Annotated in this window: 9 protein-coding genes; 8 read left to right on the top strand and 1 reads right to left on the bottom strand. The window is 53.2% G+C overall.

All coding sequences use genetic code 11. The features are described from left to right. Window positions 1-78: 78 nt before the first annotated feature. The gene (gene alaA / locus AB4K05_RS10780; protein ID WP_368479974.1) at window positions 79-1,296 is read right to left on the bottom strand and encodes an alanine transaminase AlaA; all 1,218 of its coding nucleotides are present in this window, start codon (window positions 1,294-1,296) and stop codon (window positions 79-81) included. Between the two features lie 908 nt (window positions 1,297-2,204). On the opposite strand from alaA, the gene lrhA reads away from it, so the two are divergent. From lrhA to nuoH, 8 genes are all read left to right on the top strand, one after another. Beyond that, window positions 2,205-3,146 (top strand): transcriptional regulator LrhA, encoded by a 942-nt coding sequence (gene lrhA / locus AB4K05_RS10775; protein WP_368479973.1) that lies wholly within the window; start codon window positions 2,205-2,207, stop codon window positions 3,144-3,146. A gap of 625 nt (window positions 3,147-3,771) precedes the next feature. Beyond that, window positions 3,772-4,218: an NADH-quinone oxidoreductase subunit NuoA gene (gene nuoA, locus AB4K05_RS10770; protein WP_368479972.1), complete on the top strand. Its 447-nt coding sequence runs from the start codon at window positions 3,772-3,774 to the stop codon at window positions 4,216-4,218. 15 nt (window positions 4,219-4,233) lie between these two features. After that, complete coding sequence (gene nuoB, locus AB4K05_RS10765; protein WP_052284914.1) at window positions 4,234-4,908, top strand: NADH-quinone oxidoreductase subunit NuoB; 675 nt, start codon at window positions 4,234-4,236, stop codon at window positions 4,906-4,908. Between the two features lie 92 nt (window positions 4,909-5,000). Continuing rightward, window positions 5,001-6,806: an NADH-quinone oxidoreductase subunit C/D gene (nuoC, locus tag AB4K05_RS10760; protein ID WP_368479971.1), complete on the top strand. Its 1,806-nt coding sequence runs from the start codon at window positions 5,001-5,003 to the stop codon at window positions 6,804-6,806. A 2-nt stretch (window positions 6,807-6,808) separates the two neighbouring features. Next, window positions 6,809-7,309, top strand: coding sequence for an NADH-quinone oxidoreductase subunit NuoE (nuoE, locus tag AB4K05_RS10755; protein ID WP_349594075.1), 501 nt, complete (start codon window positions 6,809-6,811; stop codon window positions 7,307-7,309). Beyond that, entirely contained in the window at window positions 7,309-8,646 is a 1,338-nt protein-coding gene (gene nuoF / locus AB4K05_RS10750) for an NADH-quinone oxidoreductase subunit NuoF (RefSeq protein ID WP_349594078.1), read from the top strand. Before nuoE ends, nuoF begins: the two co-directional genes overlap by 1 nt. Before the next feature lie 30 nt (window positions 8,647-8,676). After that, window positions 8,677-11,403, top strand: a complete 2,727-nt coding sequence (nuoG, locus tag AB4K05_RS10745) for an NADH-quinone oxidoreductase subunit NuoG (protein WP_368479970.1) — start codon at window positions 8,677-8,679, stop codon at window positions 11,401-11,403. Further along, entirely contained in the window at window positions 11,400-12,377 is a 978-nt protein-coding gene (gene nuoH / locus AB4K05_RS10740; protein WP_368479969.1) for an NADH-quinone oxidoreductase subunit NuoH, read from the top strand. The genes nuoG and nuoH overlap by 4 nt, the downstream gene beginning before the upstream one ends. Window positions 12,378-12,387 lie beyond the last annotated feature (10 nt).

Raw genomic sequence — 12,387 nt, 5'->3', positions numbered from 1 at the left:
CCCTTACTCAGTAACTTCAGTAAAGTCATTGTGCGCAGAGATAGCCGCCGGATGCAAACACCGGCGGCGAGAGGAATCTTAAAGCTGGTGATAACCCGACAAGAAACGACCGAAGCGGCTGATGGCCATTTCGAGGTCATCTTCGCGCGGCAGGGTCACGATACGCACATGATCCGGCCACGGCCAGTTAAAGGCGGAGCCCTGAACCAGCAGCACTTTCTCCTGTAGCAAGAAGTCCAGCACCATACGTTGGTCATCATGAATATTGAAACGTTTGGCGTCGATTTTCGGGAACATATACAGCGCACCCTGCGGTTTCACACAGGAAACCCCTGGGATCTCGTTAATCAATTCCCACGCACGATTACGCTGCTCGTAAAGACGGCCGCCGGGGACGATGAACTCGCTGATACTCTGGTAACCCCCGAGCGCTGTCTGAATCGCATGCTGCGCCGGGACGTTAGCGCAAAGACGCATTGAGGCTAGCATCTCCAGCCCTTCAATATAGCCTTTTGCGTGTTTCTTCGGCCCGTTTAATACCATCCAGCCCTGGCGGAAACCGGCGACGCGATAGGTTTTAGACAGACCGTTAAAGGTGACCGTCAGCAGGTCGGGAGCCAATGCGGCGATCGAATGGTGCTGCGCAGCGTCATAGAGGATCTTGTCGTAAATTTCATCGGCGAAGATTATTAGGTTGTGCTCGCGAGCAATCTCAACGATTTCCTGCAGCAACTCTTTGGAATACACCGCACCCGTTGGGTTGTTTGGGTTGATAATCACAATGCCGCGGGTACGCGGGGTGATTTTGGCACGGATATCATCAAGATCTGGGAACCAATCGGCGGATTCGTCGCACAGATAGTGCACGGCTTTACCGCTGGATAACGACACTGCCGCCGTCCACAGCGGATAGTCAGGCGCAGGAACCAGCATTTCGTCGCCGCTGTTTAGCAGCGCCTGCATCGCTTGGACGATGAGTTCAGAAACGCCGTTACCAATATAGATATCTTCTACCGTCACGTCGCGCATACCGCGCGCCTGATAGTGCTGCATGATAGCTTTGCGTGCGGAGTACAGGCCTTTTGAGTCGCAGTAGCCCTGCGCGGTTGGCAGGTTACGGATCACATCAACCAGAATCTCATCCGGCGCGTCAAACCCGAAAGGCGCAGGGTTACCGATATTGAGTTTAAGAACTTTATTGCCTTCTTCCTCAAGGCGTTTGGCCTCTTTAAGAACCGGGCCGCGAATGTCGTAACAAACGTTGTCTAACTTGCTGGATTTTTCGATGGGTGACATGAATCTTTGACCTTTTTAGCTGTGATTGCCACTCCCTGCCGTGGAAGTCAGCACGGAATAATGTACTCCGCATCCCCGGGGTTTTGAAGGGTCAACAGAAGAAGATTTTGTGGATTTAATGTTGTCGGAACATTCTTTTTTACTGGTCTTGTGCGAGTATTGTTTATAGATCTATTGTTAATTTATTGTTTTATAGTCTAATAAACTGTTATTTGTAACTTATTTAGATTTTTCATCCAACACAAAAGAAATGGTTTAGCTTAGGTGTTGATTGTTGCTTATATACTTTAAGACCACTTTAACAATTTTAATTATTAATTAATTGTCGTTAATAAGGATTAGGGATGATACCCATTTTTGTGAATTTGATGTTAATGGTAACTTTGGAAAAAAGATTAGTGTTTCTTTATATTTTGAAAAGTAATGACGGGGAATTGTTAGAATTCTTAAATTGTTTTGATTCTAAACCTTTTTTTGTTTTAGATAGAACTTAGTTTAGGCTTATAAAAATTATGGTTTTCGGTTAATATGTTATAGCGCGTACCACCTCCATTAGCTTTTTTCGGCAATGGCTATCAATCATTATCAGGTAACGCATTGTTATTCATTGGATTTATTGGCTTTTGTTAAAAACACAGCCTTCCCCCTGGTGCATTAAAACAGCATTGCTATCTACGACTCTTTGCGTAGGAAATCACCTAGCAGGAGCCAGATAAATAGCCTTAGGGCTAAAGGATATATTGTAAAAGGAACTGTTGCTCATTGTGGTAGCAGACAATTTTAATACTGACACTCATCAGGCAGTCATTCATCAGGTATAGGTGAAAGATATTTAAAGGATTAGCTTGAATTTTTAGAGTGCAGCATCAATAAGGCAGGTCGGCCTCCGAACCTGTGAGTGGATTTATATGATAAATGCCAATCGTCCGATACTAAATCTCGATCTCGACTTGCTGAGAACCTTTGTAGCGGTAGCTGATTTAAGCACGTTTGCTGCAGCGGCCTCAGCGGTTTGTCGTACCCAATCTGCCGTTAGCCAGCAAATGCAGCGCTTGGAGCAGCTTGTCGGTAAAGAACTTTTCGCTCGTCATGGGCGCAATAAATTGCTGACTGAACATGGCATCCAACTGCTGGGCTATGCGCGGAAAATTCTGCGTTTCAACGATGAAGCTTGTACATCCCTGATGTTTAGCTCCTTGCAAGGGCAGCTGACGCTAGGATCGTCAGATGAATCTGCGGACACTATTCTGCCTTTCTTATTGAATCGTATTAGCTCGGCTTATCCAAAGTTGGCGCTTGATGTGCGGGTAAAACGCCACAGCGTGATGGCGGATATGCTAAAAAATGGCGAAGTCGACCTCGCATTAACTACGCATCCGCTGGAAGGCTTTGAGTCGACAGTTCTTCGTGCCTCACCTACGCTTTGGTACTGTGCCGCTGAGTTTACGCTGCGCCCTGAAGAGCCGGTGCCGCTGGTGCTGTTGGACGATCCAAGCCCGTTTCGCGATACGATTATTAAAACGCTTGATGCCGTCGGCATGCCGTGGCGTCTGGCCTATGTTGCTTCTACGCTTTCCGCCGTTCGTGCCGCAGTAAAAGCCGGGCTTGGCGTAACGGCTCGCCCAGTTGAAATGATGAGTCCTGATTTGCGAGTGCTGGGAAGAGGTGAGGGAATGCCGGAACTTCCGGAGACGGAATACGTACTGACCTACAACCCGCAAAGCGAAGACGAACTGGCGCAGATGATTTTTCAGTCCCAGGTTCAGCGCTTAGCACCGTGGCCACAGTCGGGAACTTATACCCCTGAAGAGGGAGATAATCCCCTTGTTCACGAGAGGGATATTAATTAACGTTGTGGCTAAAATGTAGTAACAAAATGTAAGTGCAAAAAAGAATCGTAGACGAAGAAAAAACAGTTTGCGGTTCTTTTTTTGTGCTTTTTCGGCCGGATTAAAATAATAAGTTATAAAATGTGATAACAATCATGCAATTAGAATTAACACATGATTCTGGTGCGCTATCATCAAACGTAATCTCATATCTCCTGCTAATGTTAAAAAAACGGATGGATTGTTGCCGTTTTACTGGTCGAATTAACAAAAGCGTGTCTTAGATCAAGAAAATACTCCTCAATGGGGGGAGGAATCATTAGAAATTCCTGTCAAAATAGATGGGTAATACCTGTCATAGCTGCAAAACGGACACGATTCACCATCAGGTAATCCGTAAGGTCTACTGAAGCGAATTGAGTCAAAGGGCACGTAATGTTAATGAAGTGTCGCAGATGTAAATTAATGTGAGGAAACTTTTGTTAAAGTTGACAAAAGGTTATCGAAAGGAGTAAAAAACCTCAACATTTTGCGGTCTATGTTTCGAATTGGGCTGTTTGTAGGTTTTTTAATCCTCCCCATGAACCATGTAGCGTCCATCTGCCGGTAAGAGCAGAGGTGGTAATGCTACCTATTTGGTAAAGCTTTGTGTATGTCAACATCCACTGAAATCATCGCCCATCACTGGGCATTCGCTATATTTCTGATCATTGCCATTGGCCTTTGCTGCTTGATGTTAATCGGCGGCTGGTACCTTGGCGGTCGTGCGCGCGCCAGAAGCAAAAACACTCCGTTTGAGTCAGGTATCGACTCGGTTGGTTCCGCTCGTCTGCGCCTGTCGGCTAAGTTTTATCTGGTCGCAATGTTCTTCGTCATCTTCGACGTGGAAGCGCTCTACCTGTACGCCTGGTCAACCTCCATTCGCGAAAGCGGCTGGGTTGGCTTTATTGAGGCTGCCATTTTCATATTTGTGCTGCTGGCTGGTCTGGTTTACCTCGTACGTATTGGCGCGCTGGATTGGACGCCTTCGCGTTCTCGTCGCACGCTGGTAAACCCAGAAACCGACAGTGTCACTAACCGTAATACGCAGTAAAAGCGAGGCAATAAGATGGATTATACGCTCACCCGCATAGATCCTAACGGTGAGAACGACCGTTATCCCCTGCAGAAACAGGAGATTGTGACCGATCCCCTCGAGCAGGAAGTGAATAAAAGCGTGTACATGGGGAAACTCGAACACGCGCTGCATGACATGGTTAACTGGGGTCGTAAGAACTCAATCTGGCCTTACAACTTCGGCCTTTCTTGCTGCTACGTTGAAATGGTGACGTCATTCACGGCTGTGCATGACGTTGCGCGTTTTGGTGCAGAAGTACTGCGTGCATCTCCACGTCAGGCTGACCTGATGGTAGTTGCCGGTACCTGCTTTACCAAAATGGCCCCAGTTATTCAGCGCCTGTATGACCAGATGCTGGAACCCAAGTGGGTAATCTCCATGGGCGCCTGTGCAAACTCCGGCGGCATGTACGACATCTACTCGGTAGTTCAGGGTGTCGATAAGTTTATCCCGGTCGATGTTTATATTCCTGGCTGCCCACCGCGTCCGGAAGCCTACATGCAGGCGCTGATGCTACTGCAAGAATCGATTGGTAAAGAGCGCCGTCCTCTCTCGTGGGTGGTTGGCGATCAGGGCGTTTATCGCGCCAATATGCAGTCGGAACGCGAGCGTAAACGCGGCGAACGTATTGCTGTGACGAATCTCCGTTCTCCGGACGAGATTTAATTTGCGCCTGCGGGCAGTGGCAGATTGTTTACTTCGCATATCAACATACAACAGCGCGAAGCCACGCCCGGCAGTCACCACGAACTTTTGCAATGGTGAACAATATGACCGATTTAACCGCGCAAGAAACCGCCGCATGGCAAACCCGCGATCACCTGGATGATCCGGTCATCGGCGAACTGCGCAACCGTTTTGGGCCGGATGCATTTTCCGTCCAAGCTACCCGCACCGGGGTTCCTGTCGTTTGGGTTAAGCGCGAACAGCTGCTCGAAATTGTCGATTTCCTGAAAAAGCTGCCGAAACCTTACGTCATGATGTTCGACCTGCACGGCATGGACGAACGTTTACGTACCCACCGCGACGGTTTACCGGCCGCGGATTTTTCCGTTTTCTACCACCTGATCTCAATAGACCGCAATCGCGACATCATGCTCAAGGTGGCGTTGTCTGAAAACGATCTGAATGTTCCAACCATCACCAAAATTTTCCCGAATGCCAACTGGTATGAGCGTGAAACGTGGGAAATGTTTGGCATTACCTTTAACGGCCACCCGCATCTGACGCGTCTGTTGATGCCGCCGACGTGGGAAGGTCACCCGCTGCGTAAAGACTACCCAGCGCGCGCCACCGAATTCGACCCGTTTGAGCTGACCAAAGCCAAGCAGGATCTGGAAATGGAAGCGCTGACCTTCAAGCCAGAAGACTGGGGCATGAAGCGTGGTACCGAAAACGAGGACTTCATGTTCCTCAACCTCGGTCCTAACCACCCGTCTTCACACGGTGCGTTCCGTATTATCCTGCAGTTGGACGGCGAAGAGATTGTCGACTGCGTACCGGACATCGGCTACCACCACCGTGGCGCTGAGAAAATGGGCGAGCGTCAATCTTGGCACAGCTACATTCCGTATACCGACCGTATCGAGTACCTCGGCGGCTGCGTCAACGAAATGCCGTACGTGCTGGCAGTGGAAAAACTGGCGGGGATCACCACGCCGGACCGCGTGAATGTGATCCGCGTAATGCTCTCTGAGCTGTTCCGCATCAACAGCCACCTGTTGTACATCTCGACGTTTATTCAGGACGTCGGTGCGATGACCCCGGTATTCTTCGCCTTTACCGACCGTCAGAAAATCTATGATGTCGTAGAAGCGATCACCGGTTTCCGTATGCACCCGGCCTGGTTCCGTATCGGCGGTGTTGCCCACGATCTGCCGCGCGGCTGGGACAAACTGCTGCGTGATTTCCTCGACTGGATGCCGAAGCGTCTGGACTCTTACGAGAAAGCCGCACTGCGCAACACCATCCTGAAAGGCCGTTCGCAGGGCGTTGCCGCGTACGGTAAGAAAGAAGCGCTGGACTGGGGCTGTACCGGCGCCGCGCTGCGTGCCACCGGCATCGACTTTGACGTGCGTAAAGCCCGTCCTTACTCTGGCTACGAAAACTTTGACTTTGAAGTCCCGGTTGGCGGCGGCGTGTCCGACTGCTATACCCGCGTGATGCTGAAAGTCGAAGAGCTGCGCCAGAGCCTGCGTATTCTTGAGCAGTGCCTCAAAAACATGCCGGAAGGCCCGTTCAAAGCGGATCACCCGCTGACCACGCCGCCGCCGAAAGAGCGCACGCTGCAGCATATCGAAACCCTGATCACCCACTTCCTGCAAGTGTCGTGGGGCCCGGTCATGCCGGCGCAAGAATCCTTCCAGATGGTGGAAGCGACCAAGGGTATCAACAGTTACTACCTGACCAGCGATGGCAGCACCATGAGTTACCGTACCCGTATTCGTACCCCGAGCTATGCGCACCTGCAGCAGATCCCGGTGGCGGTACGTGGCAGCCTGGTGTCCGACCTTATCGTCCATCTGGGCAGTATCGATTTTGTTATGTCAGACGTGGACCGCTAATTATGCACGAGAATCAACAACCACAATCCGAGGCCTTTGAGCTGAGTGCGGTAGAGCGTGAAGCCATTGAGCACGAGAAGCACCACTACGAAGACCCGCGTGCGGCGTCCATCGAAGCGCTGAAGATCGTTCAAAAGCAGCGCGGCTGGGTGCCAGACGGCGCGATCCATGCGATCGCCGGGCTGCTGGATATTCCAGCGAGCGATGTCGAAGGCGTGGCGACGTTCTATAGCCAGATCTTCCGTCAGCCCGTTGGTCGTCATGTGATCCGCTACTGCGACAGCGTAGTGTGTCACATCAACGGCTATCAGGGCATTCAGGCGGCGCTGGAGAAAAAACTGGACATCAAACCGGGGCAGACGACCTTCGACGGTCGCTTTACACTGCTGCCGACCTGCTGTCTGGGGAACTGCGATAAAGGGCCGAGCATGATGATCGATGAGGATACTCACGCGCATCTGACGCCGGAAGGCATTCCTGACCTACTGGAGCGGTATAAATAATGAAAACCGTTATCCGTACTCCCGAAACGCATCCGCTGACTTGGCGTCTACGCGATGACAAACAGCCGGTATGGCTGGATGAATATCGCAGCAAAAACGGCTACGAAGGTGCACGTAAAGCACTGACCGGCCTGGCTCCTGACGAAATCGTCAACCAGGTCAAAGACGCTGGTCTGAAAGGGCGCGGCGGCGCGGGCTTTTCCACTGGCTTGAAGTGGAGCCTGATGCCGAAAGACGAATCCATGAACATCCGTTACCTGCTGTGTAACGCCGATGAAATGGAGCCGGGCACCTATAAAGACCGCCTGCTGATGGAACAGCTGCCGCACCTGCTGGTGGAAGGCATGCTGATTTCCGCGTTTGCGCTGAAAGCCTATCGCGGTTACATCTTCCTGCGCGGTGAATACATTGAAGCGGCGGTACATCTGCGTCGCGCTATTGCAGAAGCGACTGAAGCCGGGCTGCTTGGCAAAAACATCATGGGCACCGGGTTCGACTTCGAACTGTTCGTGCACACCGGGGCCGGGCGTTATATCTGCGGTGAAGAAACCGCGCTGATTAACTCCCTCGAAGGTCGTCGCGCCAACCCGCGTTCCAAGCCGCCGTTCCCGGCAAGCTCGGGCGTATGGGGCAAGCCGACCTGCGTCAACAACGTTGAAACCCTGTGTAATGTGCCGGCGATTCTGGCCAACGGCGTCGAATGGTATCAGAACATCTCTACCAGCAAAGACGCGGGCACCAAGCTGATGGGCTTCTCTGGCCGGGTAAAAAATCCGGGCTTATGGGAGCTGCCGTTTGGCACTACAGCGCGTGAAATCCTCGAAGACTACGCGGGCGGCATGCGCGATGGCCTGAAGTTCAAAGCCTGGCAGCCTGGCGGCGCGGGGACTGACTTCCTCACCGAAGCACACCTTGACCTGCCGATGGAATTTGAAAGCATCGGTAAAGCGGGAAGCCGTCTGGGTACGGCGCTGGCGATGGCCGTCGATCATGAGATCGGTATGGTGGGCCTCGTGCGTAACCTTGAAGAGTTCTTCGCCCGTGAGTCCTGCGGCTGGTGTACGCCATGTCGTGACGGCCTGCCGTGGAGCGTGAAAATTCTGCGCGCTATTGAGCGGGGAGAAGGCCAACCTGGCGATATCGAGACACTTGAGCAACTGTGTCGATTCTTAGGTCCGGGCAAAACCTTCTGCGCGCATGCGCCTGGTGCGGTAGAACCGCTGCAGAGCGCCATTAAATATTTCCGCGACGAATTCGAGGCAGGCATTAAGCAGCAGTTCAGCAATACCCATGCGATTCATGGGATTCAGCCAAACCTGCTTAAAACGCGCTGGTGATTTAACGTTTTTTAATTTGGAAGCATGCTAATGGCTACGATTCATGTAGACGGCAAAGAATACGAGGTCAACGGAGCGGATAACCTGTTACAGGCATGTCTCTCTATGGGCCTTGATATTCCGTATTTTTGCTGGCACCCGGCGCTAGGCAGCGTCGGTGCTTGCCGCCAGTGTGCGGTGAAGCAATATCAAAACGCGGAAGACACGCGTGGTCGCTTGGTCATGTCCTGCATGACCCCGGCAACCGATGGTACTTTTATTTCAATCGACGACGCAGAAGCGAAGCAGTTCCGTGAAAGCGTGGTGGAGTGGTTGATGACCAACCACCCGCACGATTGTCCGGTCTGTGAAGAGGGCGGCAACTGCCACCTTCAGGATATGACCGTGATGACCGGTCACAGCTTCCGTCGCTATCGCTTTACTAAGCGTACCCACCGTAACCAGGATCTGGGGCCGTTCATCTCTCACGAAATGAACCGCTGCATCGCCTGCTACCGCTGTGTGCGTTATTACAAAGACTATGCTGACGGCACCGATCTTGGTGTATACGGCGCGCATGACAACGTCTACTTCGGTCGTCCGGAAGACGGTACGCTGGAGAGCGAATTCTCCGGTAACTTGGTCGAAATTTGCCCGACCGGCGTCTTCACCGATAAAACGCACTCCGAGCGTTACAACCGTAAATGGGACATGCAGTTTGCGCCAAGCATCTGCCAGCAGTGCTCCATTGGCTGTAACACTAGCCCGGGTGAGCGCTACGGCGAACTGCGTCGTATCGAAAACCGTTACAACGGTACCGTTAACCACTATTTCCTCTGCGACCGTGGTCGTTTCGGCTATGGCTATGTGAACCTGAAAGACCGTCCGCGTCAGCCGGTTCAGCGCCGTGGCGATGACCTCATTACCCTAAACGCTGAACAAGCGATGCAGGGCGCGGCGGATATTCTGCGCCAGTCGAAGAAAGTGATTGGTATCGGCTCCCCGCGCGCCAGCGTTGAAAGCAACTTCGCGCTGCGTGAACTGGTGGGTGCGGATAACTTCTATACCGGCATCGCCAAAGGTGAGCAGGAACGTTTGCAGCTGGCGCTGAAAGTACTGCGCGAAGGCGGCATTCATACGCCAGCGCTGCGTGAGATTGAATCTTATGATGCGGTATTGGTGCTGGGCGAAGACATTACCCAAACCGGCGCCCGCGTGGCACTGGCTGTGCGTCAGGCGGTGAAAGGTAAAGCGCGCGAGATGGCGGCGGCACAGAAAGTGGCCGACTGGCAGATTGCGGCGATCCTCAACATCGGCCAGCGTGCCAAACACCCGCTGTTCGTGACCAACGTTGACGACACCCGTCTGGACGATATCGCCGCGTGGACCTACCGCGCACCGGTAGAAGACCAGGCGCGTTTAGGCTTTGCCATTGCGCATGCGCTGGATAACAACGCGCCGGCGGTTGACGGCATCGACCGCGATCTGCAGGGCAAAATCGACGTTATCGTCCAAGCGCTGTCTGGCGCGAAAAAACCGCTGATTGTTTTCGGCACCAACGCCGGTAGCGCTGAAGTCATTCAGGCGGCTGCTAACGTGGCGAAGGCGTTGAAAGCGCGTGGTTCTGACGTTGGCGTGACAATGATTGCGCGCGCGGTCAACAGCGTTGGCCTTGGTATGATTGGCGGTGGCTCACTCGATGACGCACTGGACGAGCTGGAAAGCGGCGCGGCCGACGCGGTTATCGTGCTGGAAAACGACCTGCATCGTCACGCTTCAGCGAGCCGCGTTAACGCAGCCCTGGACAAAGCGCCGCTGGTAATGGTGATTGACCATCAGCGTACGGCGATTATGGACCATGCGCATCTGGTGCTGTCGGCGGCGAGCTTTGCCGAAAGCGACGGCACGGTCATCAACAACGAAGGCCGCGCACAGCGCTTCTTCCAAGTGTATGACCCAAGCTACTACGACAGCAAAACCATCATGCTGGAAAGCTGGCGCTGGCTGCACTCCCTGCACAGCACCCTGGAAAATCGTCAGATTGACTGGACGCAGTTGGATCACGTGATTGACGCCGCTGTTGCCGCGCTGCCGCAGTTGGCAGGCATTAAAGATGCCGCGCCGGACGCAAGCTTCCGCATTCGTGGTCAGAAACTGGCGCGTGAACCGCACCGTTATTCTGGTCGTACGGCGATGCGCGCCAACATCAGCGTGCACGAACCGCGTCAGCCGCAGGATAAAGACACCATGTTCGCCTTCTCAATGGAAGGGAACAACCAGCCGGACGCACCGCGTTCGCAGATCCCATTTGCATGGGCTCCAGGCTGGAACTCCCCGCAGGCGTGGAACAAGTTCCAGGCTGAAGTGGGCGGCAAACTGCGTCACGGCGATCCGGGCGTGCGTCTGATTGAAGCGACAGAAAGCGGGTTGGACTATTTCAACAGCGTACCGGCCAGTTTCCAGGCGGAAGCCGGAAAATGGCGCGTGGCGCCGTACTACCATCTGTTTGGTAGTGACGAAATGTCACAGCGCGCGCCGGTCTTCCAGACGCGTATGCCGCAGCCTTACCTCAAGCTTAACCCGGCAGACGCCGCGGCGCTTGGCGTAAACGCGGGCGCGACCATGGCGTTTAGCTATGAAGGTCAGACCGTCACGCTGCCGCTGGTCATTTCCAGCGGGCTGGTAGCAGGGCAGGTTGGTTTGCCAATGGGCATGCCGGGTATTGCTCCGGTGCTGGCAGGTGCGCGTCTTGAAAATCTGCAGGAGGCACAGCAATGAGTTGGTTAACGCCGGATCTGATTGAGATCCTCATTAGCATCGTCAAAGCGGTGGTCATCCTGCTGGTGGTTGTCACCTGCGGGGCGTTCATGAGCTTCGGCGAACGTCGCCTCCTGGGGTTGTTCCAGAACCGTTACGGGCCAAACCGCGTGGGTTGGGGTGGTTCACTCCAGCTCGTTGCCGACATGATCAAAATGTTCTTTAAAGAGGACTGGGTACCGAAATTCTCGGACCGCATGATCTTTACGCTGGCGCCGGTTATTGCCTTCACCTCGCTGCTGCTGGCCTTCGCCATTGTGCCGGTCAGCCCAAGCTGGGTGGTCGCCGACCTTAACATCGGGATTTTATTCTTCCTGATGATGGCGGGTCTGGCGGTGTACGCGGTGCTGTTCGCCGGCTGGTCGAGCAACAACAAATACTCTTTGCTAGGGGCGATGCGTGCTTCCGCACAGACGCTGAGCTACGAAGTGTTCTTAGGTCTTTCCCTGATGGGGGTGGTGGCGCAGGCCGGTTCATTCAATATGACCGACATCGTCAATAACCAAGAACATCTGTGGAACGTTATCCCGCAGTTCTTTGGCTTTGTGACCTTTGCGATCGCGGGCGTGGCAGTTTGTCACCGTCACCCGTTTGACCAACCGGAAGCCGAGCAGGAACTGGCCGATGGTTATCACATCGAATACTCGGGGATGAAGTTCGGTCTGTTCTTCGTCGGTGAATACATCGGTATCGTTACCGTGTCCGCGCTTATCGTGACGCTGTTCTTCGGCGGCTGGCAGGGCCCGTTCTTACCACCATTCATCTGGTTCGCGATTAAAACCGCGTTCTTCATGATGATGTTCATTTTGATTCGCGCCTCATTACCGCGTCCGCGTTATGACCAGGTAATGTCCTTCGGCTGGAAAGTGTGCCTGCCGCTGACGCTGATTAACTTGTTGGTAACGGCGGCTGTCATTCTCTGGCAGCAGCCATAAGGGGCGATGA

Source organism: Kluyvera sp. STS39-E (genome assembly GCF_040932435.1).
In the GTDB taxonomy this organism is placed as follows: Bacteria; Pseudomonadota; Gammaproteobacteria; order Enterobacterales; family Enterobacteriaceae; genus Kluyvera.
The sequence above is the reverse complement of the archived record's forward strand: the minus strand, read 5'-3'. Positions and strand labels throughout refer to the sequence as shown.